This is a genomic window from Vagococcus intermedius (genome assembly GCF_029144185.1).
Taxonomy (GTDB): Bacteria; Bacillota; Bacilli; order Lactobacillales; family Vagococcaceae; genus Vagococcus_D; species Vagococcus_D intermedius.
Genome location: NZ_CP110232.1, coordinates 1,593,636 through 1,620,228, shown reverse-complemented (window position 1 = coordinate 1,620,228; position 26,593 = coordinate 1,593,636). Strand labels below are relative to the sequence as shown.

The 26,593-nt window shown below is 36.9% G+C and carries 28 protein-coding genes; 21 read left to right on the top strand and 7 right to left on the bottom strand.

Features of this window, described 5'->3' with window-relative positions:
- The first annotated feature begins 143 nt into the window (after positions 1-143).
- The 8 genes from OL234_RS07585 (at position 144) to OL234_RS07550 (ending at position 8,848) form a co-directional block, all read left to right on the top strand.
- A complete protein-coding gene (locus tag OL234_RS07585; RefSeq protein WP_275468643.1) occupies positions 144-1,526 on the top strand; it encodes an isochorismate synthase in 1,383 nt (460 codons plus the stop codon).
- Positions 1,523-3,259, top strand: coding sequence for a 2-succinyl-5-enolpyruvyl-6-hydroxy-3-cyclohexene-1-carboxylic-acid synthase (gene menD / locus OL234_RS07580; RefSeq protein WP_275468642.1), 1,737 nt, complete (start codon positions 1,523-1,525; stop codon positions 3,257-3,259). The genes OL234_RS07585 and menD overlap by 4 nt, the downstream gene beginning before the upstream one ends.
- A complete protein-coding gene (gene menH, locus OL234_RS07575) occupies positions 3,256-4,068 on the top strand; it encodes a 2-succinyl-6-hydroxy-2,4-cyclohexadiene-1-carboxylate synthase (RefSeq protein WP_275468641.1) in 813 nt (270 codons plus the stop codon). Before menD ends, menH begins: the two co-directional genes overlap by 4 nt.
- Complete coding sequence (gene menC / locus OL234_RS07570) at positions 4,056-5,198, top strand: o-succinylbenzoate synthase (protein WP_275468640.1); 1,143 nt, start codon at positions 4,056-4,058, stop codon at positions 5,196-5,198. The genes menH and menC overlap by 13 nt, the downstream gene beginning before the upstream one ends.
- Positions 5,199-5,307: 109 nt before the next feature.
- Positions 5,308-6,846: an MFS transporter gene (locus tag OL234_RS07565; protein WP_275468639.1), complete on the top strand. Its 1,539-nt coding sequence runs from the start codon at positions 5,308-5,310 to the stop codon at positions 6,844-6,846.
- Positions 6,847-6,863: 17 nt separating this feature from the next.
- Positions 6,864-7,250 (top strand): HsmA family protein, encoded by a 387-nt coding sequence (locus tag OL234_RS07560; RefSeq protein ID WP_275468638.1) that lies wholly within the window; start codon positions 6,864-6,866, stop codon positions 7,248-7,250.
- Positions 7,251-7,376: 126 nt separating this feature from the next.
- The gene (locus OL234_RS07555) at positions 7,377-7,889 is read left to right on the top strand and encodes an RNA polymerase sigma factor (protein WP_275468637.1); all 513 of its coding nucleotides are present in this window, start codon (positions 7,377-7,379) and stop codon (positions 7,887-7,889) included.
- Positions 7,886-8,848 carry an anti sigma factor C-terminal domain-containing protein gene (locus OL234_RS07550; protein WP_275468636.1) on the top strand — a complete coding sequence of 321 codons (963 nt, stop codon included), beginning with the start codon at positions 7,886-7,888 and terminating at the stop codon, positions 8,846-8,848. The genes OL234_RS07555 and OL234_RS07550 overlap by 4 nt, the downstream gene beginning before the upstream one ends.
- 37 nt (positions 8,849-8,885) lie before the next feature.
- Here the strand turns inward: OL234_RS07550 and gnd are convergent, their stop codons facing one another.
- Positions 8,886-9,782 (bottom strand): phosphogluconate dehydrogenase (NAD(+)-dependent, decarboxylating), encoded by an 897-nt coding sequence (gene gnd / locus OL234_RS07545; protein WP_275468635.1) that lies wholly within the window; start codon positions 9,780-9,782, stop codon positions 8,886-8,888.
- A gap of 168 nt (positions 9,783-9,950) precedes the next feature.
- On the opposite strand from gnd, the gene OL234_RS07540 reads away from it, so the two are divergent.
- From OL234_RS07540 to OL234_RS07530, 3 genes are all read left to right on the top strand, one after another.
- Complete coding sequence (locus tag OL234_RS07540; RefSeq protein WP_275468634.1) at positions 9,951-10,808, top strand: MurR/RpiR family transcriptional regulator; 858 nt, start codon at positions 9,951-9,953, stop codon at positions 10,806-10,808.
- 165 nt (positions 10,809-10,973) lie between these two features.
- A complete protein-coding gene (locus OL234_RS07535) occupies positions 10,974-11,717 on the top strand; it encodes a threonine/serine exporter family protein (protein ID WP_437184421.1) in 744 nt (247 codons plus the stop codon).
- Between the two features lie 2 nt (positions 11,718-11,719).
- On the top strand, positions 11,720-12,196 hold the full coding sequence (locus tag OL234_RS07530) for a threonine/serine exporter family protein (RefSeq protein ID WP_275468632.1): 477 nt from the start codon (positions 11,720-11,722) through the stop codon (positions 12,194-12,196).
- 17 nt (positions 12,197-12,213) lie between these two features.
- Here the strand turns inward: OL234_RS07530 and OL234_RS07525 are convergent, their stop codons facing one another.
- From OL234_RS07525 to OL234_RS07500, 6 genes are all read right to left on the bottom strand, one after another.
- Positions 12,214-12,384 carry an SPJ_0845 family protein gene (locus OL234_RS07525; protein WP_275468631.1) on the bottom strand — a complete coding sequence of 57 codons (171 nt, stop codon included), beginning with the start codon at positions 12,382-12,384 and terminating at the stop codon, positions 12,214-12,216.
- A gap of 20 nt (positions 12,385-12,404) precedes the next feature.
- Entirely contained in the window at positions 12,405-13,514 is a 1,110-nt protein-coding gene (locus OL234_RS07520; protein WP_275468630.1) for an NAD(P)/FAD-dependent oxidoreductase, read from the bottom strand.
- A gap of 78 nt (positions 13,515-13,592) precedes the next feature.
- Complete coding sequence (locus OL234_RS07515; RefSeq protein ID WP_275468629.1) at positions 13,593-14,477, bottom strand: cation diffusion facilitator family transporter; 885 nt, start codon at positions 14,475-14,477, stop codon at positions 13,593-13,595.
- A gap of 174 nt (positions 14,478-14,651) precedes the next feature.
- Positions 14,652-16,565: a PTS fructose transporter subunit IIABC gene (locus tag OL234_RS07510; RefSeq protein WP_275468628.1), complete on the bottom strand. Its 1,914-nt coding sequence runs from the start codon at positions 16,563-16,565 to the stop codon at positions 14,652-14,654.
- Between the two features lie 19 nt (positions 16,566-16,584).
- Positions 16,585-17,502 carry a 1-phosphofructokinase gene (pfkB, locus tag OL234_RS07505; RefSeq protein WP_275468627.1) on the bottom strand — a complete coding sequence of 306 codons (918 nt, stop codon included), beginning with the start codon at positions 17,500-17,502 and terminating at the stop codon, positions 16,585-16,587.
- Complete coding sequence (locus tag OL234_RS07500) at positions 17,499-18,251, bottom strand: DeoR/GlpR family DNA-binding transcription regulator (protein WP_275468626.1); 753 nt, start codon at positions 18,249-18,251, stop codon at positions 17,499-17,501. Before OL234_RS07500 ends, pfkB begins: the two co-directional genes overlap by 4 nt.
- 278 nt (positions 18,252-18,529) lie before the next feature.
- Here OL234_RS07500 and fabT point away from each other — a divergent pair, with 278 nt between their 5' ends.
- The 10 genes from fabT to OL234_RS07450 all read left to right on the top strand — a co-directional run bounded on the left by fabT (position 18,530) and on the right by OL234_RS07450 (position 26,587).
- Complete coding sequence (gene fabT / locus OL234_RS07495) at positions 18,530-18,970, top strand: fatty acid biosynthesis transcriptional regulator FabT (RefSeq protein WP_275468625.1); 441 nt, start codon at positions 18,530-18,532, stop codon at positions 18,968-18,970.
- Positions 18,971-19,002: 32 nt separating this feature from the next.
- The gene (locus OL234_RS07490; RefSeq protein WP_275468624.1) at positions 19,003-19,977 is read left to right on the top strand and encodes a beta-ketoacyl-ACP synthase III; all 975 of its coding nucleotides are present in this window, start codon (positions 19,003-19,005) and stop codon (positions 19,975-19,977) included.
- Positions 19,978-20,041: 64 nt separating this feature from the next.
- Positions 20,042-20,275 carry an acyl carrier protein gene (locus tag OL234_RS07485; protein WP_275468623.1) on the top strand — a complete coding sequence of 78 codons (234 nt, stop codon included), beginning with the start codon at positions 20,042-20,044 and terminating at the stop codon, positions 20,273-20,275.
- Positions 20,276-20,368: 93 nt separating this feature from the next.
- On the top strand, positions 20,369-21,331 hold the full coding sequence (gene fabK / locus OL234_RS07480; RefSeq protein ID WP_275468622.1) for an enoyl-[acyl-carrier-protein] reductase FabK: 963 nt from the start codon (positions 20,369-20,371) through the stop codon (positions 21,329-21,331).
- Positions 21,332-21,347: 16 nt separating this feature from the next.
- Positions 21,348-22,292 carry an ACP S-malonyltransferase gene (fabD, locus tag OL234_RS07475; protein ID WP_275468621.1) on the top strand — a complete coding sequence of 315 codons (945 nt, stop codon included), beginning with the start codon at positions 21,348-21,350 and terminating at the stop codon, positions 22,290-22,292.
- The gene (fabG, locus tag OL234_RS07470) at positions 22,286-23,005 is read left to right on the top strand and encodes a 3-oxoacyl-[acyl-carrier-protein] reductase (RefSeq protein ID WP_275468620.1); all 720 of its coding nucleotides are present in this window, start codon (positions 22,286-22,288) and stop codon (positions 23,003-23,005) included. The genes fabD and fabG overlap by 7 nt, the downstream gene beginning before the upstream one ends.
- Positions 23,006-23,049: 44 nt before the next feature.
- Positions 23,050-24,291 (top strand): beta-ketoacyl-ACP synthase II, encoded by a 1,242-nt coding sequence (gene fabF / locus OL234_RS07465; protein WP_275468619.1) that lies wholly within the window; start codon positions 23,050-23,052, stop codon positions 24,289-24,291.
- A complete protein-coding gene (accB, locus tag OL234_RS07460) occupies positions 24,291-24,785 on the top strand; it encodes an acetyl-CoA carboxylase biotin carboxyl carrier protein (protein WP_275468618.1) in 495 nt (164 codons plus the stop codon). Before fabF ends, accB begins: the two co-directional genes overlap by 1 nt.
- Entirely contained in the window at positions 24,785-25,213 is a 429-nt protein-coding gene (fabZ, locus tag OL234_RS07455) for a 3-hydroxyacyl-ACP dehydratase FabZ (protein ID WP_275468617.1), read from the top strand. The genes accB and fabZ overlap by 1 nt, the downstream gene beginning before the upstream one ends.
- Before the next feature lie 3 nt (positions 25,214-25,216).
- Positions 25,217-26,587: an acetyl-CoA carboxylase biotin carboxylase subunit gene (locus OL234_RS07450; protein ID WP_275468616.1), complete on the top strand. Its 1,371-nt coding sequence runs from the start codon at positions 25,217-25,219 to the stop codon at positions 26,585-26,587.
- Positions 26,588-26,593 lie beyond the last annotated feature (6 nt).

Genomic DNA, 26,593 nt, shown 5'->3' with positions numbered 1-26,593 from the left:
ATGTCGATAAAATAATTTGAAGTGATGATTGAGAGATACTTCAACAATCAAGAAATCAGTTAGAATAGGGGATATAGTTAATTCTCCAGTATGATTTTGATCAATAATTTAATCAGAAACAATGGTTGGAAAGAGGTTGTATGATGAACTTACCAGAAGAAATAAAAGAAGCTTTTGCAGAAGGGAAGCGTTTATTTAGTTGTATTCAAGAGTTTAATGGAGACGCAACTAGTTTAACAATATATCAAAAAGGGGCACAGGCGATCTCCCGCGAGGCCGAACGTTTTTACTGGGAAACCCCTACAAAAGAACTAACCTTAGTTGCTTTAGGGTCAGTCTTAACATTTAAGGAGGAGGATGGGACTCCGGCATCGCTTTTGAAATATCAAAAAAAAATGGCTAACTTGATCTATCAAAATAGACTGATTTATGGAGCAGGAGCAATAGTATTAGGTGCTTTTGCTTTTAATCAAGAAGACGCTCAGTGTCAGTATTGGTCTGATTTAGAACGTGGCTATTTGTACTTGCCACGTGTGTTAGTAACTAAGGGACTAGAACAAAATTATGTGACATTTAATTTTGTAGCTGAAACCCTTGATGAGTTAGAGAGCCAGTGGTTTGAGGGACAAGCGATAATGACTACTCTAGAGCAATTAGTTGACGATAACCATCCAGTAACTTTACAAAAGGGGTATCATATAAAACAACAAGAGTTAGCAGTTGATAAGTGGTTAACATTGGTAGAAGAAACAGTGTCTGAAATAAAAGATGCTGCCAATCCAATAAAAAAAATTGTCTTAGCACGTCACTTAGAAATACTAGCGGAAGAAGTTATCTCAAGCGAAGTTGTTTTAGCAAATTTAGCTCAACAACAAACCAATACGTATCTTTTTGCCTTGGTATCTGGTGAGGTAAGTTTTATTGGCGCAACGCCAGAGCGCTTGCTTTCTGCAGATGAAAATTACTTTAAAACAGCAGGCATTGCAGGGTCAGCACCGCGAGGTAAGACCTCTAAAGAAGATCAAATTTTAAGCGAGTCACTGCTTACAGATCCTAAAAATATTTATGAGCATCATGTAGTGATTCAACGAATTGAAAATCAGTTAGCTGATTTAATTGAGGGATCGATGATTCAACCTAAGTTATCCTTACTAAAAAATAGGGATATTCAGCACTTATTTATTCCAATTAAGGGCAAGCGTCGTAACGGGGTTTCCTTATTAGAGGGTCTTGAAGCATTGCATCCCACTCCAGCTTTAGGTGGAGAACCTAAAGAAGCCGCTCTAGATTGGATTGCTACTAAGGAATTTTTAGGAAGAGGTCTTTACGGTGCGCCAGTTGGTTGGCTAAACTTAGTACGTGATGAAGGCGAGTTTGCAGTTGGAATTAGATCAGGTATTTTTAGTAAAAACAAAGGAATGTTATATGGTGGTTGTGGAATTGTAGAAGATTCTATACCTGAATTAGAATTAAAAGAGACATGGGTTAAATTTCAACCTATGCTGAGAGGAGTGACAGGAGAATGAATTGGCAAGAAGCGATGACAAAGTATTTGATTGCTTTTATCCAGGGATTAGAGGTAGCAGGTATAAAGAAAGTAGTCATTAGTCCTGGGTCACGTTCCACTCCGTTAGCTTTATTATTATATCGCCATCCAACTATTATGACGGTGGTAGATGTGGATGAGCGTTCAGCCGGATTCGTGGCTTTAGGTATGTCGAAACAATCGAAAGAGCCAGTTGGTTTAGTTTGTACGTCAGGTACAGCAGCAGCTAATTATTATCCAGCTATCTGTGAAGCAGAGGCAACTAATTTGCCTTTAATTATAATGACAACAGATCGACCTCCAGAACTAAGAGATGTGGGGGCACCACAAGCGATGGAGCAACAACAATTATATAGTTCTCATGTCAAAAAATTTATGGAGTTAGCTGTACCAGAGGCAAGCGAAGCGATGTATCGCTATAGTTACTGGCATGGAATGAAGATGACTAATTTGGCAAGTCAAACACCACGAGGACCAGTCCATTTAAATTTACCACTTAGAGAACCCTTATTACCCGATTTGGAGTTAGATTGGAAGTACAAGCAAACTACACAAGTTTTTGAAACGGTTGAAAGTTTTGATGATGCCTACTTAAGAGAACTAATAACAACATGTTCAACCAAGCGTGGAGTGATTATTGTTGGTGGAAGTCAAACACCTGAGATGGCAAAAGACTGTCTGTCTTTAGCAGAAAAACTGGGCTGGCCTATCATGGGGGACCCATTAACTAATTTAGCTAATTGTGGCAAAAATGCGTCAGTCTTAATGAGACAAGCCGATTTATTTTTAGCGCAACAACCTAAAGAACTAGTTCCAGAGGTAATAATTAGAATCGGAGTGTTACCAGTTTCTAAAAATATTATGTTATGGTTAAAAGCCTTGAGTAAGTTACCAACTATTGAGTGGCTTTTAGTAGATGAAGAAAAAACTTGGAAAGATCAATTGCAATGTAGCGATATGATTTTACCAGTATCAGAAAAGTGGTTTGTTCAAAGTTTATTGACAGCCGACTTGGCTGAAACGAATCGTGAATGGCTAGATCAGTGGAAAAGGTATCAACTAACGACAACCGGAATTTTAGAAAATTCCTTGTTACTTAATTCTGTTTATTCAGAAACAAGTGCTAGTTTAACTTTGTTAAATAAAATACCTGAAAACGCCCAATTATTTGTTGCTAATAGCAATGCTATCCGTTTTGTTGATAGATTCGGGAAAAGTAATCAGAAACGATATCATATTTTTGGTAATCGCGGAGTTAATGGAATTGATGGGATTATTTCGACAAGTGCTGGTCTTAGTCTAGCTAAACCTAATAAGCCACTATTTTTATTAGTAGGAGATTTAACGTTATTCCATGATATGAATGGATTGCAGTTGATGAAACAATTCAATCTCCCGATTACGATCGTTTTATTGAATAATAATGGGGGAGGTATTTTCTCATTTTTATCACAACGTCAGTTAGAAAGTCATGATTTTGTCCCGTTATTTGGGACGCCCTTAAATTTGGATATTAGTAAAGTTGCCAGTTTATACGAAGCGGAGTATGCCAAACCAGCTACTCTAGTTGAGTTTAAAGAAGTGTTAGACTTGGCGATTGCCGAGCCAAAATTTAGACTTATCGAAGTAACAGGACAACAATCAGAGCCAGTTGCTTTATATGAGGCAATTTTAGCTGATCTAGAAAAAGCCTTTGAGAGGGCTAGTAAATGAAGTTAAACATTAGAGATGCTACTTATCATTATGAATTTTTAAGACCATTTGATCAAAATAAAGCAACTCTTATTTGTTTACATGGTTTTACAGGGACAGGAGCAACTTTTCATGAATCTTTGAAGCAAGTGACTCAGTATAATGTATTAGTAGTAGATTTATTAGGGCATGGGCAGTCAACTGTAGTTATCGAAGCATTCCGCTATCAGATGGTAGAGTTATGTCAAGATCTTGCTAGCTTAATTAATTTCTTAGTTCCTGGTAAAAAACATTTATTAGGTTATTCGATGGGTGCAAGAGTTGCTCTAGCACTCGCTATTATTTACCCAGAATTAATGGACACTCTTATTTTAGAAAGTGGCTCCCCAGGTTTAGCTAAACCGGAGGAACGTTTACTCAGACGTCAGAGTGATGAGCAGTTGGCAATTTATATTCAGTCACATCCTTTAACTGATTTTGTAGATAAGTGGGAAAATATTCCTTTATTTGCTAGTCAGAAAGCCTTAACACCCGATGTTCAAGCTAGACTTAGAGCAGAGCGATTAAAACAAAATAAAGAGGGATTAGCCCAAAGTTTAAAACAAATGGGAACTGGGAGCCAGCCTAATTATTGGCAATCTTTAGTAGAAATAAGGTGTCCAATTCTATATATTGCAGGCGAATTGGATAGTAAATTTTGTGCTATCTCTAATAGAATGAAGGCTAGTCACCCATGTTTAAAACAAGAAGTAATATCAAATGTTGGACATTGTGTCCATTTAGAGGCTCCAAATAAATTTCGTGAGGTAATCATAAAATGGTTAGAATAGTCAGAGAGAAGGAAGAAAATTTTAGCATTAGCAAAGTAGAACTATTTCAGATTCGTTTGCCTCTAAAAAGCCCCTTTAAAACGAGTTATGGTGTTTTAACGGAGAAGGCTTTTGATATTATTTGCTTAACATCTGAGTCTGGTCATATTGGTTATGGCGAATTAGTAGCGTTCGAGACGCCAGATTATATTGAAGAAACCCTCCCCAATTCACGTCTGATTATTAAGGACCACTTGTTGCCACTTATCTTAAATCGTAAAATTGAAAATCCCACACAAATCTGGGAATGGTTTCAAGTCGTCAGAGGGAATTATATGGCTAAATCAGCCATTGAGACAGCAGTCTGGGATTTATATGCTAAAATAACAGGACAAAGTTTAGGGGTTATCTTAGAATCGGCAACAGATCAATTAGAGGTGGGTGTCAGCATGGGGATGGTCGCCTCAACAGAGGAATTGTTGAAGCGTGTGTCAGACTATGTCGAAGAGGGATATACACGAGTAAAATTGAAGATAAAGCCAGGCTATGATATTATCCCATTATCAGCTATAAGAAAAAAATTTCCTAATCTTATGTTAATGGCAGATGCGAATTCAGCTTATGATTTATCACATTTAACTGATTTGAAAGCATTAGATAGTTTAAATTTAGTAATGATTGAACAGCCCTTTGCAGCTGATGATTTTTTAGATCATGCTATCTTACAAAAAGAGTTGAACACGCCACTTTGCTTAGATGAAAATATTCGGACGGTAAATGATTGTCGAGTAGCAGTAGCTTTAGGGAGTTGTCGAAGTATCAATTTGAAGATTCCACGCGTTGGAGGAATTACAGAAGCTTTAAAGATTATAGACTATTGCCGTGACAAACAGATATTAGTCTGGTTAGGTGGTATGTTTGAATCGGGTGTAGGTAGAGCTTTAAACTTGCAATTAGCTTCTAGGACAGAATTTGGTTTGCCCGGAGATATATCGGCATCAGATCGTTATTTTTATGAAGATATTTTAGAAAAACCTCTGTTAATGGAAGCTGGTAAAATGAAAGTACCTCAAGGATTAGGCATTGGTGTAACAGTCAATGGAGCATTTTTACAAAAAAACAATCTTTCTTATACTTGGTTAAAAAGATAATTCTTAAAAGAATTATCTTTTTTTGTTGACATAGTGACAGGGTGTCACTATAATCAATAGTGTATTAGTGACACCCTGTCACTTTAAAAAAGAAAGAGATGACAAAATTATGACAAAGATAAATCAAAAAGGAACTGAAAAACTGGCAATGATGGTCCTGGTTTTAGGGGTCTTTATGTCAGCACTAGATAATGGGATTATTTCAGCAGCATTGACGACTATCAATACATCTTTTAATATTTCAGAAGTTCAAGGTTCTTGGGGGATTACCTTATACACCTTAGGAATGGCAATTTCGACTCCTATTATTGGTAAATTAGCGGACAGATATGGTCGTAAAAAATTATTTATCATGGAGATTATTTTATTTGCAATAGGGTCACTTTTAGTTGCCATTAGCCCAACTTTTATTTTCTTCTTAGGTGCTCGTTTTATACAAGCCTTAGGCGGCGGTGGTATTTTTATTATTGCTAGTTCATTTGTATTAACAGTGTTTCCTAAAGATAAACAAGGTGGATTGTTGGGAATGCTTGGCGCAGTTAATGGTATTGCTTCGGTCGTTGGGCCAAATGTCGGAAGTTTAGTGTTAAATATGACACATAAATGGCACTGGTTATTTTTAATTAACATTCCAATTGCTGTGATTATCATTATTACAGGGATGATGTGGATCCCAGAAACAAAAGTAACTGTATTAAAACGGACAGATTATTGGGGCACTGTTTTCCTTAGTCTAGGTATTTTAAGTTTTATGTTAGCTATTACTAATTTAGACCAGTCAAATTTATTAGCTAGTTTAGTTAGTCCAACTGTGTTGATTTTTTTAGGGATTGGGATTGCTTTATTTATTGGTTTATTTACTATTGAAAAAGCGAATGAAAAGAAAGATGTTGATGCTATTTTAGCTTATCATTTATTAACAAATCGTAACTTTATGTTGACCTTAGTGATGGGCTTGTTAACAGGAACGTTGATTGCCATTTTTGTTTACATTCCAAGTTATGTGGAACACCGTTTGGGAATATCTGCTAACCAGGCAGGGGTATATATGTCAGGAATTGGTCTGGCTTCAATTGTAGGAGCAGGTAGTGGCGGTCGTTTTGTAGATAAAAAAGGTGCTCGTGAGACAATTGTGATGGCAAGTTTTATTGCAATGGTAGGCTTTGGTAGTTTAGCATTTCTAAGCACTACCATCACTAGTTTCTTAGTGACTTCTTCCATTACGGGTCTTGGATTTGGTATGTTGATGGGTGCACCCTTGTCAGTTTTAGCCTCAGAAGCGGCGGGAGAAGAAAAAGGTTCTGCACTAGGTACTTTGTCAGTTAGTAGACAAGTTGGTTTAACAATTGCACCAACTATCTATGCCGCTCTTATTCAAGGGGGCTTTGATTCTTTTCTACCAACTGTCAAAGAATCACTACCAACAGAGTATGTGAGCCAAAATTTGGCTAGCGTTAAGACTTCTTCGGTGGAAGCGACTTTATTGAGTATTAAAGAATTACCACAAAGCATCGAACAGTCACAGATGTTAACAATTTTTTATGATACAGCACATCTAGCTTATCAACATATGTTTTTAATGAGCACACTAGCTTCGGCAGTTATCTTATTATTAACTTTTGCGTTAAACAATAAAAAAATAAAATAAAGTGAGGGTGTAATAAAATGAGTTTGGATTTAATCTTAGCTAGCGGGTCCATGATGGTTGCGCTAGTCTTATACAGTATTGGGGTTTTTGGTGAAAAATTGAGTGGAACTATTCAATTCAAACATCTATTGTTTTTTGCCGGTGGTTTAGTCTTTGATACGACAGGAACTACTTTGATGAATCGAATTGCGAGTGATAATGGAGGGTCTGTATTTGGTTTACATCAATTAACAGGAGGAGCCGCCTTAATTTTAATGGGGCTACATTTCATTTGGGCCATTTGGGTTTATAAAAAAGGGAGTCAAGCAGCAAAAGCTAAATTTCATCAATTTAGCATTGGTGTCTGGATATTGTGGGTGATTTCTTTTGTGTTAGGTATGTTAGTCGGGATTGGCATTCTTTAATAGTTTATTAAAAGTAACAAGTAAAACTTGTTGCTTTTTTTTTTGGCAAATAATTCTTAAAAAAGGTGTATACTTTTGATGAGTTTATTCGTCTTATAAGTGTAGGGGTCGCAAAGAGGGGGGGATATGTTGTTTTTTAAGAAGGACGGGTCTCATGAACCAAGTTTTGATGAACAGTTATTAACAATTTCAGTGGAAGTTAAACGTTATTTGATTAGTAAAGGAGCGACTAAAGAAGATGCTGAGGATGCTGTTCAAAACACTTTTTATAAAATGTTGATCTTAACAGATGATTTATCACCACGAACGATTCGTGCTTGGTTTTACCGAGTAGCAATGAACAATTTGATTGACATGAAACGCCGTGAGAAGACTGGAAAAAGGTTGGTAAAACAAGTATTTGATGCGGATGATAGTAGTCAAAAGCTAGATGTGAATTGGCTTGAGCGAGATCAATTAGTCCAACTTTTAACAGAACTTAAAGAAGAGTATCGGGAAATTTTAATGCTCAAATATTATTATGAATTGAGTTACGAAGAAATTGGAACTGTTTTAAATTATTCAGAACATAATGTTAGAACACTACTATATCGTGCTAGAAAAGCAGCAAGGATATTATTAGAGGAGGAAGATAAATGAACTTAGATAAAAAAAAGGTAGGGTCAGTTTCACAGGCTTTAAAAAGAGCGAAACGCAAGCAATTAGTAAAAACAATCCTAATTAGTTTGGTTGTGTTCATTTTAGCTCTACCAGTTATTTATAAGACAGCGAACTATTTTGCTAGAAGGCAGTCAGATTATTTAAATGAAACGTTATTCGATCAACAGGTCCTCTCTGCACCTAATATTCAGATTGATTCACAAACATTAGGTCAAAGTGGTATGACAAGTGGTACAGTTATCACAAATCGTTCTAAAAATATTAATGGCTATATCGTCCCTTGGAGTACATTAACTAGTCGTTATACTTGGTTGAATTCATCAATTAATTACAATGAACTGGTTCCAGGTTTTTATCTAGGAGAGAGGGATAGCTATGAGTATGATAAACAAACTAAACAGAAAGTAGCATCATTTTATAGTCCTTATATCAAAAATTATTATGACGGTGTTAAAAATGATTTAAAGTCAGTTACCCAGTTAGATAATCATGTCGTGGAAGTAGCAATTTCCTTTGATAAAGCCTATACTTATCAAGAAATTCAAGACTTGATTCCTTCTTCTATGAAGCTGAATAAAGTGTGGTATTGGTTGGACATTAAACCAGAGGATCAGCCAAAAGAAGAATTAGGTCCAGCCGGAATGCCGAAGTATGGAATAAATATTGAAGAAAAATACCAAACCTCAAAATTTATTGAAGAAGATTTTGCAGAATTTTTTAAAGTAGCCAAAAAAATTTCAAATAAACAAGAACAGAGTGAGTTGAAGCAGTTGCTTAAAAATAATGAAGGAAAGTCCTATAAGGAAGTTAAAATGATGGGAGTAATGTTAACCGGGCGTTCTGAAAATTTTGAAAAGTTGATAGACAAAGAGTGGGTTAGAGGCGCTTCTGCAGGCGTAACAGTCGAACGTCTCCCATATGTTCAATCATTTAAATAAAAAACAAGGTGAGTTATTTAACTCACCTTGTTTTTTATTATTTTTTTTCAACGTCATGTCCACCAAAACCATTACGTAAAGCAGCGACTACTTTACCAGTAAAGGTATCATCGTAAAGCGAACGATAACGCATCATTAATGATAAGGCAATAACCGGTGTGGGAACTTGATAATCCAAGGCTGTTTCAACAGTCCATTTCCCTTCCCCAGAAGAGTTCATAATTCCTTTTATGTTATCTAATTTGGCATCTTCTTTAAAGGCATCCTCTGCTAACTCCATTAGCCATGAACGAATAACTGATCCGTTATTCCAAACTTTAGCTACTTCTTCAAGATTGTAATCAAAAGGGCCACCCTCAAGGACATCAAAGCCTTCAGCTATTGCTTGCATCATCCCATATTCGATTCCATTATGAACCATTTTTAAGAAATGACCACTACCAACTTCTCCAGCATACATATAACCATTTTCTACTGAAATTCCTTGGAATAGAGGTTCAATTTCAGAAAAGATTTCTTTATTACCACCTATCATCAAGCAAGCACCATTATTTGCACCACTAGTTCCACCACTAGTCCCGACATCAAAAAAGTGAATTCCTTTATCTGCAAAGCGCTTTCCGTGAGCCTGAGAGGTTTTGTAATTTGAATTTCCTCCATCTATAACAATGTCATTCGGATTTAATTGATTGATAACTTGATCCAATACAGCTTGTAAAGGATCACCGTTAGGAACCATTATCCACACTATTTTTCTTTCAGGTAAAGTCATTAATAAGTCAGAAAGCGTGTCAACTGTAGGGATATTTTCTTTGGTTGCTTGTTTTCGTGAGTCACTATTAATATCTGTTCCAACAACTTTATGACCTTGGCGTGTCATATTAAGTGCTAAATTTAGTCCCATTTTTCCTAAACCAATAATTCCTAATTCCATTATTCGTCACTCCTAAATAAAATTTTATTTTCTTAAGTATAGAATAAAATTTTATTCTTTTCAAGTTAAAATGAAATTTTATTTCCGAATTGTCATGTTATAATAAAAATGACAATAATAAAGTAAAAAACACTTTAAATAAATTAATATAGAAGAAAGGGTTATTCCATGAAAAATCCAATAGAATTAAAGATAAATGCCGTATATCGAGATATTAGTCGTAAAGAACAACAAATTGCTGATTATATTTTAAACTTTCCCGAAAGAATTATTCATCAATCAATAGGTGATTTGTCACGTCAGTTAGGCATGGCTGAATCAACGGTCTTTCGATTTTGCCAACGTTTGGGGTATAAAGGATATAAAGAATTTAAAATTGACCTAGCTTCGTTTAAAAAAAACGAGCCAGGTATTGAAAATGAAATTTATGAGGGGATTACTAGGGAAGATTCACCAAAAACAATTGCTAAAAAAGTTTTTGAAGCAAATCGACAAGCTTTAAATGACACGGTTGACTTGTTAGATGGAGCTCAAGTAGCAGCAGCGATTGATTTGCTAAGGCAATCAGATCGTATTTATTTTTTTGGGATAGGCGGTTCAAATGTTATTGCTATGGACGCGTATCATAAGTTTTTAAGAAGCCCATTAGATGTTAGTTGTAGTACAGATAGTCATATTCAATTAATGCAAGCGGCACGCCTAACAGAAAAAGACACAGCAGTGATTATTTCACATACTGGCCAGAGCCAAGATAGCTTGCAAATAGCTGGGCAGGTGAAAAAAAATGGTGCTCATTTAATAGTAATTACGAGTTTTTTATTGTCGCCATTAGCAGAACTGTCAGATATTTGTTTGTTGTCGACGTCAAAAGAAGTCGAATATCGATCTGAAGCTTTGGCCTCACGAATTACGCAATTAAGTATTATAGATGCACTGTTTGTGAATGTCATGTATCATGATCAAGAACATTCTGAGGCGAGTTTGGCAAAAATTCGTAAAGTTATTTCCTTAACTAAGAATGAGTGATTAAAACAACTGTTTAATTATCAATAAGTGATGTGAAATAGTTTAGAAAGTCATTAGTTTTTTAATTAAAACGTTGCCATATACTATGATGACTTGTTATGATGTGGAAGATGTAGAAAAGATAGTTGAGAGAAATAACAAGTCAATTGTGAGGAGGCAATGTCTTTGGAAGAAAAAAACTTTTTATTAGAGACCTGTGTTTTAGCAGGCAAAGTCATGCTCGAAAATGGTGCAGAGATGTATCGAGTGGAAGATACGATGAATCGCATCGCAGCGAGTCAAGAAGAAGAAGGCATTAGTTTTGTAACGCAAACAGTTGTTTTAATGAGTTTAGAAAGTACGAAAAATATTCAAATGAAACGGGTCAGTGAACGAACGACTAATTTAGGAAAAGTTTCTTGGGTTAATGATTTATCTTGGGGACTTTCTACAAATAGGATTACAATTAAAGAATTAAATAAACAATTGCGTGAAGTCGAGCGCTATAAAGCACCAACCCAAGTTTGGCTTAAAATTTTAAGTTCAGCTTTAATCAGTGGGTGTTTGATGATTTTACTAGGCGGGACATGGCCTGATTTTTTTGCGACTTGCTTGGTCGGAGCAGGGGGATATGGTGCGTATTATATTAGTGCTACTTATTTAAGATTAAAGTATATAGATGAGTTTATTTCAGCTTTTATCATGGGGTCTCTTGCTTTTATTATGATAAAAATCGGTTGGGGATTTTCATTAGACGATATGATTATTGGGAGTATTATGCCTTTGGTACCAGGAGTAGCTTTGACTAATACAATTCGAGACTTACAGGAAGGACACATGCTTTCAGGTGTATTAAGAGGAGTTGAGGCTCTGATTATCGCAATGATGATAGGTGCAGGAATTGCTGCATCCTTTGGTGTGATGGGGTAGAGATGATGTCAGAGATGGTATTAAAATTTATCGAACAATTTGCATTAAGTTTTATCTCAGCAGTGGGGTTTGCTATTATTTGGCAAGTACCTAAAAGTGGCTGGGTCTATGCTGGCTTGTGTGGCACTGGTGGCTGGTTGGTCTATTGGGCAGCTAATTTATTAGAATTGGGACCAGCTCTTTCTAATTTTTTAGGGTCATTGACCATTGCAGCAATTAGTTATTATCTTGCTCGGTGGCGCCGGACACCAGCAACTCTTTATAATATCCCTGGCATCACGTCACTTGTTCCTGGGGGAACTTCATATAAAATGACTTATAGTTTGATTACAGGTCAGTACACGAAGGCAGTAGAGTATGGTTTAAGTGTGATGGTTGTAGCAGGTGCCATTGCAGGGGGACTAATTATTTTTGAAATTGCACGTCGTAATTTAAGAACCAAAATATTTCCTATAGCTAAAAGAAAAAGACCTTTTTGAGGTCTTTTTCTTTTAACCTAGTCGTCGACTGATTCTTGATCAGAGTGGTCTGTTTCTTCTTCTAAAAATTTAGCTGCAGCTTCACGAGCAGCTTGAGCTTTGGCATTAACTTCTTCTTTTAAAGGGTCAAAAGCAAATGAGTCAAAGGCTCTTTCTAAGCGGTCATCTTTTTTGAATTTTAATCCCATGATAAATTACCTACTTTCTTTTAGTGTTTAATAATATAATTGTTAGGTGAATAAGAAACGGGTTTTAAAGGTGTTTCTTCTTCATGTAGCCAATACGCCAAGGTTTGACCAATGACAGGTCCAATAGTTAAACCAGATGAGCCTAGCCCGCTGGCTACAAATAAGTTAGGAAGTTCTTTTACTTCACCAAAAAATGGTAAGAAATCAGAGCTATAAGCACGTGTCCCTACACGTGTTTCGATTTGATCGGCCTCACTTAAATTAGGCGCAAGGTTAGTGACGGTCGCTAGCATGTCGGCTACTACCTTTGGATCTACAGTTAAATCATATCCTTGTTCATTTTCATGGGTTGCTCCGACCAATAACTGTCCATTACTAAAAGGAATAATATCGCTTTCTCCTTGTGGCATTACCACCGGCCATTTTTTAGTATCTTCGTCGATTTTTAACTCAATTAATTGTCCTTTTTGCCCGCGAATGTCAACAGAAAAGCCTAGCGGGGTTAAAAGTGATGGTAACCAAGCCCCTGTGGCTAAAACAATTTTATCAAAAAGTTGTTTATCATCCTGAGTTTCTATTTGCCACCCTTGAGAAGTAGGGCTAATGGCAAGTACTTTTGTTGAGAGAAAAACCCCACCGTTAGCTTTAAAACAAGTGATTAAGTGCTCAATCAGTTTACGGCCATCGACCTTAGCCCCACCTGAGACAAATAATCCAGGCATACTTGGATTTAATAAGGGGATTTTTTCTTTTATTTCTGTAGGTGATAAAATCTCAATGTTACCTATTTCAGGGGCGTCGATTCGACGCTCAATAGCAATATCATATAATTTATTTAGTAATTTTTCGTTATTTTTGAATAATAGCGTTCCAACTTGTTGATAGATATCGGAACTGCCAGTGACACCTAAATCTGTCATTAATTCTGGATAGAGTTTAGCGCCAGCTTTGGCTAGTTGATACCACTCTTGGTTACGACGTTGGGATAACCAAGGGGAGATAATACCAGCAGCAGCACTTGTTGCTTGCCCTTTTTTTTCATCAAATATCGTGACCTCATCATTTTTTTGAGTTAAGTAATAGCCAGTTGTTGTTCCGACAATTCCTCCACCAATTATGGCAATTTTCATCGAATGCTCCTCTCACATATTGATACTTATATATTATAACCTAAAATGGGTGTTTTTAGTAAAAGAAGAGTCAGCTTTTTAAAAAGCTGACTCTTTATAGGGCTCGACGTGGACATCGGTATCAAATACGCCATATTTTTCGTGTAAGATAAATTCAATGTGCTCAGTAATATCATGACTTTCATTGACACTCAAATCGCCATCCATTAAGACAACAACATCAATAAAAATATTAGCACCGTAGGTTCGTCCACGAATCTCACTGACTTGGCGAACGCCATGAACGGTCATGACTTCTTTGCTATAGGTTTTGAGTAAATCTTCCGAAAAGCCATCTGATAAGGAAAAAGCACTTTCGGAAAAAACTTCTAGGCCGGTTTTAATAATAATCAAGCCAACGATACAAGCCGCACCATTATCTAACCAATGCCAATTTAAGCTAGCAGCAAAGATGGCCACTGCTGTACCAATACTAGTGTAAGCATCAGATAGATTATCTTTAGCCGCTGCTAATAAAGCTCCGCTGCGCACACGATTAGCCAGTTTTCGATTATAAAAATAAACACCAAGCATAATAAGTGCTGAAAAAATGCCAACATAGGCTGCTAAAGGGTCTGGTCTTGTTGTTTCGTTATTTAAAAAAGATTTGATAGAGCTAATTAAAACTTGTCCCCCCACTAGCAACATAATAAAAGATGTCACCATACTTGCCACAGTTTCGACTTTCCAATGACCATAACGATGATCATCATCAGCAGGACGTCTTGCTAGACGCAAACCAATCAGGACTGCTAATGAGGCAATGATATCGGTAAAATTATTCAAACCATCTGCTTTAAGGGCTGCTGAGTGAGCCCAAATTCCGACAGTTAGTTTTAAGGTAGAAATTAAAATATAAGCTAAAATACTAATAACTGCTCCTTTTTCAGCAGCTTTTAATTCAAGATAGCGTTCTTCAAGCATCGTGTATCCCTCCAAAGATTCAATGACGATGTTATCGATTATAACAAAGGGTGTGGGTGAATACCATAAATAAGGGACACCAAAAGAATAATAGTTTTTTCATGAAAATTAATGTTATTTACATATAGTTTTTTAATGATGTGAAGCTAAAAAAAAGAGACCGAAGTCTCTTTTTTAGTTAGGAACAGGTTTACGTATAGCGCCTAAAATGAAGGCACTGATAAAGGCTCCTAAGATAATAAAGCCAATATATAGTAGAGGACGATTAACCAATAGAATAACAAAAATTCCACCATGTGGTGCCATTAATTTTATGCCTAAATTACTGACTAAACTACCGGTAATAGCTGATCCGACTACAAAAGCAGGAATGGTTCTTAAAGGATCAGCAGCAGCAAAGGGAATCGCACCTTCTGTAATAAAAGAAGCACCCATTACAAGATTAGTGAGACCAGCTTGTTGGTCTTTTTCAGAAAATTTATTTTTAAATAACAATGTTGCAATAAAAATAGCTAAAGGAGGGACCATACCGCCTGCCATGACCGCTGCCATAACAGTGCTACCGCCACTTGCAACTGTTGTAGCAAGTGTACCAGTTCCAAAAACGTACGCTGCTTTATTAACAGGACCACCTAGATCAACTGACATCATACCGGCTAGTAATGCACCTAATAAAGCTGCATTGACACCAGATAAGTTATTTAAAAAATTATTCAAGCCAGTATTGACAGCTTGCATGGGAATATTTATTAATAACATTAAAGCCCCAGTAATCAAGACACCTAAGACTGGATAAAATAATATGGTTCTAATTCCAGCTAGCGATTGTGGTAACTTAGCTAATAGTTTTTTTAAGAAAATTAAGACATATCCAGCAACAAACCCACCAATTAATGCGCCTAAGAAACCAGCTCCTCCAGAAGCTGCTAAGGCTCCAGCAACAAATCCGGCAACTAATCCCGGACGATCAGCAATACTTGATGCGATAAATCCAGCTAAGATTGGTAACATAAAGCTAAAGGCTGCGTCTCCAACCATTTTTAATTGACTTGGAATGAAATTATAACTTCCTAAATTAGCCAACTCAGTTTGTGGAACACCCATCCCTTGATCTAGCATAAAGGCTAGGGCAATCACAATTCCGCCACCGATTACAAAAGGAAGCATGTTGCTCACACCATTCATTAAATGTTTGTAGATTTGTGAACCAATCGAGCCACTTGAATTTTCGGTTTCTTTTGTATTTGTTGTTTCACTGCTTTGATAGAGAGGTGCCTCTCCAAGACTAGCTTTAGTTAATAGTTCTTCTGTTTTTCTAATCCCGTCGCTGACAGGACGATTTAATACAGGTTTTCCGGCAAAACGTGCCATTTCAACCTGTTTGTCTGCTGCGACAATAACGCCCTTAGCCCGTGAAATCTCTTCACTTGTTAAAGCGTGTTTAATTCCATCTGAACCATTTGTTTCTACTTTGATAGCAATGCCCATTTCTTTGGCTTTGGTTTTTAAAGCATCTTCAGCCATATAAGTATGAGCAATCCCTGTAGGACAAGCTGTGACAGCTACGACAAATGGTTGATCCTCTGTTAAGGGCTCGATTACTTCCGTATTTTGTTGCGCCGATTCTTCATCATCCCGCTCGGCTTCTGAAAAAAGAGCATAAACTTCTTCGGCGGTTTCAATATCTTTTAGTTTCGCAGTAAACTCTGATTTCATTAGTAAGCGTGATAATCCCGCCAATGCTTGTAGATGAGTATCATTTGCTCCTTCTGGTGCAGCAATCATAAAGAATAGATAAGTAGGTTGACCGTCAAGGGCATCATAGTCAACCCCAGCATGACTTTTAGCAAAAAGAACGGTCGCTTTTTTTACAGCAGCATTTTTAGCATGAGGCATGGCTATACCATCACCTAGTCCAGTTGAAGTTTGCGCTTCACGTGCTAAAATCCCAGTTTTAAATAATTCAGAATCAGTAATACGATTATTTTTGGCAAGTTCTTCAACCATTTCCTCAATTACACTATGTTTTGTTGTTCCTTTTAGATTTAAAATCATTACATTTGGCGATAGTAAGTCTGTAATTTTCATAGTAGTCTCCTTTGATTTGTTAGGCAATTTTTGTTAGTTTAACTGTCTTAAGTAACTGTTTAATAGCTGTAGTTGTAGCTAAATCATCTGAAAAAGCAGTTGCACTGCCACAGGCTACTCCATAAGTGAAAGCTTCTTTAATGTTTTGGCGATCAAAAGCAAGTTGGCTAATAAAGCCAGCTACCATGGAGTCTCCAGCACCTACCGAATTTTTTAAAGTACCCTCGATTGGAGTGGAGCGGTAATTGCCATCGGAAGTGAAGAGCAATGCACCATCTTTACCCATTGACACCAGGACATTTTGTGCTCCCATATCCAATAATTTTTGGCCGTAAGGCAATATGTCAGTCACCGAAGTGAACTGAGTCTGAAAGATTTCCGCTAGCTCATTGTGATTTGGTTTTATTAAAAGCGGTTGGTGTACAAGGGCTTTTAATAAACTATCCCCAGTTGTGTCAATCACAAAGTCGGCTTGTTTTTCTTTGATAATCTCGATTAGTTGATTATAAAAATCAATTGGTAATTGAGTAGGGAGACTACCTGCTAAAACGACAATATCTCCAGCTTGAATCCTAGAAAGTTTTTCTTTTAAATCATGTATGTCTTGTGTGTTTAAGTGAGGACCTTGTCCGTTTATTTCAGTTTCGGAAGTCGCTTTTAACTTAATATTGATTCTGGTATCGGACTTAATCGTAGTGAAATCACAAATAATTCCTTCATTCTGTAAAGTTTTTTGAATAAAATCACCTGTAAAACCACCAATAAAACCTAGTGAAGTTGTTGGAGTACCTAAACGTTGTAAGATACGAGAAACATTAATCCCTTTACCACCAGGGTATTTGTCTTGTGAGTCAGCACGGTTTAATTGACCTAATTCAATATCAGTCACACGGACGATATAATCGATTGAGGGGTTTAGAGTAACGGTATAAATCATAAGACAAGCTCCTTTATTGTTGTTAGTTGTGTATAAATAGCATGATCTTCTTCAGGCAAACTATTAGTAAGAATTAGACCTGCATCGATCTCAGCTACTTTAGCAAATGATACTTTATTAAATTTGGAAGCATCAGCTAAAACAATCAGTTGTTCACTCTGTTGTATTGCCGTACTTTTCATAATTGCTTCATCAGGATCCGGTGTTGTCAAACCAGCGTTGGCGTCAACACCGTTAATCCCTAAAAAGGCTTTATCAAAACGTAACAATTCTAATTGTTGTACGCTAAAAGCATTGATAACAGCTTTGGTTTTTAATCGTATTGTGCCACCGATAATCATTGTCGGTATAGATAAATTAACTAATGCATTTGCATGATAGACCGAATTGGTAATAACATGAATCTCTTTTCCTTTCAGAAAGGGGATCATTTCATAAGTTGAAGTCCCAGCATCGAGGTAAATAAAATCGCCATTTTTGACTAAGTCTGATGCATACTTTGCGATTATTTGTTTTTCATGAAGGTTTTTAGACGATTTTTCCAGCATATCTGGTTCTGTATCTAACTTCATTAGTTGCTTGGCACCACCGTGAATTCTTTTTAACAAGCCAGCGGCTTCCATTTCTTGTAAGTCTCTTCTAATTGTTGATTCTGATGCATCTAATTTAGTTACTAAAGTCTGAGTTTTTATAATTTTTTGATGTGATAATTGTTCTAATATATATTTTTGACGTTCTTCAGTGAGCAAAAAATCGCCTCCTTAATTATATAATAGCATCATTATCATTCTTTAACAATCAAAAACAGTCAAAAACAAGCAACGATGCCAAGTGAATACAGATTACCTCCTTTTTATGAAAAAAAGTGTTGCGTATTTTTAAACCAATTAATAGTAGGAATTATTATGAGGATAAAGGAAATCAGAAAGATATAAAAAAAGTGTTGCTTTTTTTGGATTATCAACATATACTTTGATTATCAAAAGGTTTGATGTTCAAAGTAATAAAAAGAGATGAGGAGAAATGGATGGATCATAAATTATCTCAAGTCAATGATTACTTAGTAACAGTTTTTAACGATATATTAACAATTGAAGAAACTGAATTACAAAAAGGCGAATTTGATGACTTGTCAGTTAAAGAAATGCACACAATTGATGCCATAGGCTTGCATGGTGAAAAAACATCTAGTGAGGTAGCAAAGGAATTATCTGTCACAGTAGGGACATTGACTGTAGCCATTAACAACCTAGAAAAAAAAGGATACGTTGAACGTCTACGTAACGATAAAGATCGCCGTGTTGTGAGGTTAAAGTTGACAAATCGAGGTCGTTTATTTTATCGTTCGCACCAACACTTCCATAAAAAAATGGTAGAGTCAGCTTTAGCTGATATGGAAGAATCAGAACAAGCAGCCTTAGTTAAAGGCCTGAAAAATCTTCATTTATTCTTAGAACAGTATTATTAAAGGAAGTGGTAGTGATTAAAAAGAGAACTAACATGAAATTAAGGGCAGTCTCTAAAGCGCTCCCTAAACGAGTTGTTAATAATCAAGAATTAGCTTGTTATTTGGAAACAAATGATGAGTGGATTCAATCACGGACAGGGATTCAACAACGTTATCTAGTTGAATCTGAAAGTTTGGAAGAATTGTGTGTGATGGTTGCTAAAGATTTGTTAGCACAAGCAAGGCTAGCAGCTGATGAATTGGATTTTATTTTCATCGCGACCATGACACCAGATTATGCAACGCCTTCCGTTGCTTGCTTGGTTCAGGGAAAATTAGGTGCTTCTAAAGCCTTTGCTATGGATGTTAGTGCGGCTTGCTCAGGGTTTATTTACGGTTTGGCGACAGCTGAAAAATTTATAAATTCAGGTAATTATCAGCGTGGTCTCGTAATAGGTGCTGATATTATGTCTCGCCTTGTTAATTGGCAAGACCGTAGTACAGCAATTTTATTTGGAGACGGTGCCGCGGGTGTCTTGGTGGAAGCTAGTGATACTTCAAATTTGACTGTATGGGAGGAATCACTAGGCTCCGATGGGTCTTGTGCCTCACATTTAAAAGGAGGAGGCGCTACCACCTTTCATTTGGAAGGGGATAGCTCAAAAGTAGAGTTAGATTTTCTAACAATGAATGGGCGAGAGATATTTAATTTTGTTTCGCAAACAGTAGCTGAAAATATCACAACGCTTTTTGATAATTCATCTGTCGCTATGAAGGATTTAGACTATGTTTTAGCTCATCAAGCTAATCAACGTCTTTTAGCGGTTTTAAGCAAAAAAACAGGTATTCCTGAAACTAAATTTTTAAGTAACATAGCTGATTATGGGAATACATCGGCAGCCTCCATCCCCTTATTATTAGCGGATAAAGTATTAGAGAGGCAATTAGTGTTAGGCTCACAACAAAAAGTATTATTAACTGGTTTTGGTGGTGGATTAACGTGGGGAAGCATTCTTCTTAACCTTTAATTATCATTTAGCCAGCTTATATAAAATAAAAAATAATTGTAGCAACCAATAGGAGGATTTAAACATGACAACATTCGAAAAAATTCAAGAACTTATCGTGGATCAATTAGGTAAAGAAAACGATGAGGTAACTTTAACAACAAATTTCCGTGAAGAGTTAGAGGCGGATAGTTTAGATTTATTCCAAATTATTAATGATATTGAAGATGAATTTGATGTCAAAATTGAAACAGATGAAGGGTTAAACACTGTTAAAGACCTAGTAGAATTAGTTGATCGTCAATTAGCTGAAAAGTAAAATGTTCTAAAAAAGTAGGGTTAAACCATGAGGTTTGACTACTACTTTTTTATTAAAAAAAATTAAAATAACTAATAAAAGTGGAGAAAATTAATGAAAAAATCTAAAGTATGTCAATTATTAGGGATTGATTATCCTATCTTTCAAGGAGCCATGGCATGGGTCGCTGAAGCAGAATTGGCAAGTGCGGTATCTAATGCAGGTGGTTTAGGTATTATTGCCTCAGGTCATGCCCCAAGAGAGTTTGTCGAAGCTCAAATAAGAAAAGCACAAACCTTAACCAAGCGCCCTTTTGGAGTTAATATTATGTTACTTTCTCCACATGTGGAGGCGATTGTCGACGTAGTATGTCAGTGTGGTGTAAAAGTTGTAACAACAGGTGCAGGAACACCCGCTAAATATATGCCAAGATTTAAAGAGGCAGGAATTGTTGTGATACCTGTTGTCGCTTCAGTTGCACAAGCTAGAAAAATGGAAAAAGCAGGTGCAGATGCTGTTGTAGTTGAAGGGATGGAAGCTGGCGGACATATTGGAAAATTAACAACATTAGCCCTTGTGCCTCAAATTGTCGATGCTGTTTCAATCCCAGTCATTGCTGCTGGTGGAATTGGCGATGGACGTGGTATGGCAGCGGTTTTAATGTTAGGGGTTGAAGGTGTTCAGCTAGGAACGCGATTTTTAGTGGCAAAAGAAACCGTTATTCATCAAAATTTTAAAAAGGCGATTTTAAAAGCAAGAGATATTGATACCACTGTTACTGGTATTAGTACGGGGCATCCGGTACGTGGTTTACGAAATAAATTAACTCGTCTTTATGATCAAGCTGAGCGTGAAGAAATGGGTAAAGAAAAACCCAATTGGGAGCGTCTAGAAGATTTAGGTAAGGGCGTTTTAAAAAAGGCAGTGATAGATGGCGATACTGTCAATAGTTCCATGATGTCAGGACAAATTGCTGGACTTGTCAAGAAAGAAGGTCAAACTTGTCAAGAAATTATCGATGAGTTGGTGTCGGAATGTTGTGACACGATTGAACAAGCAACACGTTGGTTATCTTAAAATTAGGAGGCTTATCATGACAATTGCTTTTGTATTTAATGGTCAAGGGGCTCAATATCAAGGAATGGGTAAAGAGTTGTATGATGATTATTTAGAGATACGTGCAACTTTTGAAGAAGCGTCGAAAACGTTAGGTTTTAATTTGGAACAAATCTGTTTTGAAGAAAATAATTGTTTAAATGAGACACGTTATACACAACCTGCAATTTTAACAGTTAGCGTAGCGATATCACGTTTACTGATTAATAAATTTGGTATTAAACCGGCTTATGTTGCAGGTTTGAGTTTAGGAGAGTACAGCGCGTTAGTAGTCAGCGGCAGACTCAGCTTTTCAGATGCACTGAAAATTGTGCAGCAACGCGGTAAATTTATGACAGAAGCTGTTCCTAACAATCAAGGGTCAATGATGGCAGTTATGGGGCTATCCAGTGACAGGATTGCTTCAATCTGTCAATTAGTTAGTAGCAAAGGTCTTGTCGCACCAGCTAATTATAATATGCCAAATCAGACTGTCATATCAGGGGAGCTTGAAGCGTTAGCATTTGCTAAAACCTTATTAAAAGAAGCAGGTGCCAAGGCTGTGATTCCCTTAAATGTTAGCGGACCATTTCATACGCCATTATTAGAACCGGCCGCTAAACAATTGGAACAAGAATTGACTCACTATCAGTTTGCTAAAAGTGACATACCATTAATCAGTAATGTTACTGGAGAAGTAATCACAGCAGAAAATTGTCAATCTTTATTGGTTCAACAGGTAAAATCGCCTGTTTTATGGCAAAAAAGCGTAGAGACCTTATCGAATGAAGGGGTCAGCGTTTTTATAGAAATTGGTCCTGGAACAGCCCTAAGTCATTTTATCAAAAAAATTACAAAGGGAAAGACAATTTACAATGTTGAAAAGACTACTCATTTAACTGAATTAGTAGAATTGAAAAATAAAGGAGACTTAATATGTTAGGACAAGTAGCATTAGTCACTGGTAGTACACGCGGTATTGGAAAAGCAATTGCCATTGAATTTTTAATGAAAGGTGCTAACGTTGTGATCAATGGGCGTGCTAAGCAGGTGCCGGAATGGCTAACAGAGTGGGGGAACCACGTTCATTATATAGCAGGAGAAGTTCAAGAATCCGAACAGGCAAGTCGGTTAGTTGAGGAAACGTTAACGACCTTTGGTCGTTTAGATGTACTGGTTAATAATGCAGGTATCACACAAGATAAATTGTTAATGAGGATGACGCAAGATGATTTTAATCAAGTGATCCAAGTGAATTTAACGGGTACTTTTAATATGATTCAAGCGAGTACAAGTTATTTTTTAAAACAAAAAAGTGGCAGTATTATCAATTTAACAAGTGTAGTAGGACTGACCGGTAATGCGGGTCAAGCCAATTATGCTGCCAGTAAAGCGGGTGTAATTGGTTTGACAAAATCTGTAGCACGAGAACTTGCCTCGCGTAATATTCGTTGTAACGCCATTGCGCCAGGTTATATCGAAACAGAGATGACAGCTAGTTTAAGCGATAAAGTGAAAAATGAGGTTAAGAATCAAATTCCCCTTAAAAAATTTGGTCAACCAAGAGATGTTGCAGAAGTTGCTTATTTCTTAGCTAAGCAAAACTATGTAACAGGACAAGTTATCAATATTGATGGTGGCATGGTCATGCAGTAGAAATTATTAGTTACTAAAAGTTAGGTTGAAAGAGAGGTAATCACATGAAACGAGTTGTCATAACTGGATTAGGAGCAGTGACTCCAGTCGGAAATACTGCCGATATTTTCTGGGAAAACTTAAAAAAAGGGTACAACGGTATTGGACCAATTACAAAATTTGATGCTAAAGAAACTGGTATTACAGTTGCAGCAGAATTGAAAGAATTTGATCCTACCTTGTATATGGAAAAAAAAGCGACTAAGCGAATGGATCTTTTTTCAATCTATGGTGTCTCAGCTGCTTTACAGGCAATGGAGGATAGTGGCTTAAAAATAGAAGAAGTTGATGTCCACCGCTTTGGTGTTATTGCAAGTTCTGGTATTGGTGGAATGCAAACAATACAAGAACAAGTTATCAAAATGAAAGAAAAAGGACCAAAACGGATTGCCCCATTTTTTGTCCCAATGGCTATAGGAAATATGGTGGCAGGAAATATTTCTTATTATTTAGGTGCAAAAGGTATTTGTACCTCAATAGTGACGGCATGCGCTTCTGGTACGAATGCGATTGGTGAAGCCTTTAGATCAATTAAGCATGGTTACTCTGATCTTGTCATAGCTGGAGGATCAGAAGCCACTATTTGTGAGATTGGTATTGGGGGATTTGCTGCCTTAACCGCCTTAAGTACTGAGACTGATCCCAACAAAGCGTCTATTCCCTTTGACCAGAATCGAAACGGATTTGTGATGGGGGAAGGAGCGGGTATGCTAATGTTAGAAGAAATGGAGCATGCTTTAGCAAGAGGAGCTAATATTTATGGCGAAGTTGTAGGATATGGTTCGACGAGTGATGCTTATCATATGACAAGTCCTAATCCTGATGGTTCAGGTGCTGGACGTTGTATGTTAGATGCTATAGAAGAGGCAGAGATTACACCAAGTCAAGTCGATTATATCAATGCTCATGGCACAAGTACGCCAGCTAACGATGTGGCAGAAACAACAGCTATTAAATATGCCTTAGGTGAAGCAGCTAGTCAGGTTGTTATTTCAAGTACTAAAAGTATGACGGGGCATTTGTTAGGAGCTGCAGGGGCAATTGAGGGAATCGCTTGTATTAAAGCTATCTGTGATGATTTTATTCCTCCTACAATAGGCTTACAACAAGTTGCTCAAGAGTGTGATTTAGATTATGTGCCACAAGTTGGACGCTCAAAAGAAGTGACCTATGCTATGAGTAATTCATTAGGATTTGGTGGGCACAATGCCGTCTGTTTATTTAAAAAATGGCAAGGAGATAACTAATGACCATTACTGAATTAAAAGAATTACTTACTCAATTTGATGAAAGTAACGTACGTGAGTTAGAGTTTTCAGATAACAATAGTTCACTATATCTCAACAAAAATAAACAATCTAAATACCAATCTTTTAAAGAGGAAAAATCGATTGGTTCAGATAATCAGATAGACCAATCAGATGGCACATTTTTTCATAAGACTTCACAAGAAACACAAGAAGAGTCTGTAAGTGTAGATTTCCCTATCGCAACAGGTGAAGCAATCACATCACCTTTAGTGGGGATGGTTTATACAAGCCCAGCACCAGAAGAACCCTCTTTTGTTTCGGTGGGTCAACAGGTTACTAAAGGTCAAACCTTGTGCATTGTGGAAGCGATGAAAATAATGAATGATATTCCTAGTCCAATAACTGGAACAATAACAGCTGTTTTAATAAAAAATGATACTATGGTCGAATACGGACAACCCTTATTCGAAATTAGCCAGGAGGTAAACTAATGCAATTAAATGTTCAAGAAATTATGGAAATTATTCCCAATCGTTACCCAATCATGATGGTTGATAAAGTATTAGAACTTGAACCAGGGAAGCGTGTAGTCGCAGTGAAAAATGTGACCTACAATGAGCACTTTTTTCCCGGCCATTTTCCAGGGGAACCAGTTATGCCAGGCGTTTTAATTTTAGAAGCTTTGGCTCAAACAGGATCGATTCCACTTTTGAAAAGTCCTGAATTCGAAGGTAAAACAGGTTATTTAGGTGGGATTGATAAAGTTCGTTTTCGTCAAAAAGTCGTTCCAGGAGATGTTTTAAAGATGGAAATGGTGATCGTTAAGCAAAAAGGTAATATTGGTATTGGACAAGCAACGGCCTATGTTGAAGACAAAAAGGTTTGTGAAGCGACAATGACCTTTATTATTGGGGCATAGAAGATGTTTGCAAAAGTGTTGATAGCAAATCGTGGCGAAATTGCTGTTCGTATCATTAGAGCCTGCCGTGAATTAGGGATTCAGACAGTAGCAATTTATTCTGAGGCGGATCGTTATGCCTTACATACCGAACTAGCAGATGAGGCTGTTTGTATTGGCCCTGCACGAGCAACAGACTCTTACTTAAATCAACAGCAAATTTTAAGTGCAGCGATTTTAACAGGAGCAGAAGCCATTCATCCAGGTTTTGGTTTTCTTTCTGAAAATAGTCGTTTTGCTACAATGTGTGAAGAATGTCGACTTACGTTTATTGGACCTAGTGCTGAAACGATTGAGTTGATGGGTAATAAGATAAATGCTCGAACAGAAATGAAAAAAGCTGGTGTACCAGTCATTCCAGGTAGTGAAGGGCTATTAGAAACGAGTGATGAGGCTTTAGAAGTTGCTCAGGCCATTGGTTTCCCTATTATGCTAAAAGCTGCAGCTGGCGGTGGAGGTAAAGGTATCCGTAAAGTTATGGATGCCAGTGAACTAGCTAGTCAATTTAAAGCAGCACAACAAGAGGCTTTGGCAGCTTTTGATAATGGTCAGATGTATCTGGAAAAAATAATTTATCCAGCAAGGCATATTGAAGTTCAAATTTTAGGAGATAAATCAGGAAATATCATTCATTTAGGTGAACGAGATTGTTCTTTACAAAGACAAAATCAAAAAGTGTTAGAGGAAGCTCCAGCTCCGAACTTGCCACAACCATTACGTGAAGAACTTGGTCAAGCGGCAGTAAAGGCTGCTCAAGCAGTTTGTTATGAAAATGCTGGGACGATTGAATTTTTAGTCGATGAAGCGAATGAGTTTTATTTTATGGAGATGAACACACGCATTCAAGTTGAACATCCTGTTACGGAAATGGTGACACAAATAGACCTTGTCAAAGAACAATTGCGGCTTGCCTATGGCCATGAGTTGAGAGTCACTCAAGCTCAAGTAAGTTTTCAAGGTCATGCAATTGAATGTCGGATTAATGCAGAAGATCCAAGCTTTAATTTTTCACCGGTTCCTGGGACACTTGACCATGTTTATTTACCGGCCGGTGGAATGGGAATCAGAGTAGATAGTGCTGTTTATAATGGTTATTATATCCCACCGTATTATGATTCGATGATTGCTAAAATAATTGTACATGGCAAGACACGTTTAGAGGCCTTAGCTAAAATGCAACGAGCCTTGGCTGAACTAGTTGTGGAAGGTGTAGCAACTAATCATGAATTTCAACAAGATTTGATTAGTAATACCAATGTGATAGCTGGCACGTATGATACGAGTTTTCTACAAGAAACTTTTTTACCTGATTGGCAACAAGAAGATAATGAATAAGAGGTG

Bases quoted from the DNA above. Each gene is read 5' to 3' on its own strand.
- OL234_RS07550 (WP_275468636.1), top strand. From the start codon at position 7,886: ATGAACTTAGATAAAAAAAAGGTAGGGTCAGTTTCACAGGCTTTAAAA.
- OL234_RS07540 (WP_275468634.1), top strand. From the start codon at position 9,951: ATGAAAAATCCAATAGAATTAAAGATAAATGCCGTATATCGAGATATT.
- accB (WP_275468618.1), top strand. From the start codon at position 24,291: ATGACCATTACTGAATTAAAAGAATTACTTACTCAATTTGATGAAAGT.
- OL234_RS07530 (WP_275468632.1), top strand. From the start codon at position 11,720: ATGATGTCAGAGATGGTATTAAAATTTATCGAACAATTTGCATTAAGT.
- menD (WP_275468642.1), top strand. From the start codon at position 1,523: ATGAATTGGCAAGAAGCGATGACAAAGTATTTGATTGCTTTTATCCAG.
- OL234_RS07490 (WP_275468624.1), top strand. From the start codon at position 19,003: ATGAAATTAAGGGCAGTCTCTAAAGCGCTCCCTAAACGAGTTGTTAAT.
- OL234_RS07560 (WP_275468638.1), top strand. From the start codon at position 6,864: ATGAGTTTGGATTTAATCTTAGCTAGCGGGTCCATGATGGTTGCGCTA.
- fabT (WP_275468625.1), top strand. From the start codon at position 18,530: ATGGATCATAAATTATCTCAAGTCAATGATTACTTAGTAACAGTTTTT.
- OL234_RS07520 (WP_275468630.1), bottom strand. From the start codon at position 13,514: ATGAAAATTGCCATAATTGGTGGAGGAATTGTCGGAACAACAACTGGC.
- fabD (WP_275468621.1), top strand. From the start codon at position 21,348: ATGACAATTGCTTTTGTATTTAATGGTCAAGGGGCTCAATATCAAGGA.
- OL234_RS07450 (WP_275468616.1), top strand. From the start codon at position 25,217: ATGTTTGCAAAAGTGTTGATAGCAAATCGTGGCGAAATTGCTGTTCGT.
- OL234_RS07515 (WP_275468629.1), bottom strand. From the start codon at position 14,477: ATGCTTGAAGAACGCTATCTTGAATTAAAAGCTGCTGAAAAAGGAGCA.
- OL234_RS07510 (WP_275468628.1), bottom strand. From the start codon at position 16,565: ATGAAAATTACAGACTTACTATCGCCAAATGTAATGATTTTAAATCTA.
- fabZ (WP_275468617.1), top strand. From the start codon at position 24,785: ATGCAATTAAATGTTCAAGAAATTATGGAAATTATTCCCAATCGTTAC.
- OL234_RS07555 (WP_275468637.1), top strand. From the start codon at position 7,377: ATGTTGTTTTTTAAGAAGGACGGGTCTCATGAACCAAGTTTTGATGAA.
- fabF (WP_275468619.1), top strand. From the start codon at position 23,050: ATGAAACGAGTTGTCATAACTGGATTAGGAGCAGTGACTCCAGTCGGA.
- OL234_RS07485 (WP_275468623.1), top strand. From the start codon at position 20,042: ATGACAACATTCGAAAAAATTCAAGAACTTATCGTGGATCAATTAGGT.
- fabG (WP_275468620.1), top strand. From the start codon at position 22,286: ATGTTAGGACAAGTAGCATTAGTCACTGGTAGTACACGCGGTATTGGA.
- fabK (WP_275468622.1), top strand. From the start codon at position 20,369: ATGAAAAAATCTAAAGTATGTCAATTATTAGGGATTGATTATCCTATC.
- OL234_RS07565 (WP_275468639.1), top strand. From the start codon at position 5,308: ATGACAAAGATAAATCAAAAAGGAACTGAAAAACTGGCAATGATGGTC.
- OL234_RS07585 (WP_275468643.1), top strand. From the start codon at position 144: ATGAACTTACCAGAAGAAATAAAAGAAGCTTTTGCAGAAGGGAAGCGT.
- menH (WP_275468641.1), top strand. From the start codon at position 3,256: ATGAAGTTAAACATTAGAGATGCTACTTATCATTATGAATTTTTAAGA.
- gnd (WP_275468635.1), bottom strand. From the start codon at position 9,782: ATGGAATTAGGAATTATTGGTTTAGGAAAAATGGGACTAAATTTAGCA.
- menC (WP_275468640.1), top strand. From the start codon at position 4,056: ATGGTTAGAATAGTCAGAGAGAAGGAAGAAAATTTTAGCATTAGCAAA.
- pfkB (WP_275468627.1), bottom strand. From the start codon at position 17,502: ATGATTTATACCGTTACTCTAAACCCCTCAATCGATTATATCGTCCGT.
- OL234_RS07525 (WP_275468631.1), bottom strand. From the start codon at position 12,384: ATGGGATTAAAATTCAAAAAAGATGACCGCTTAGAAAGAGCCTTTGAC.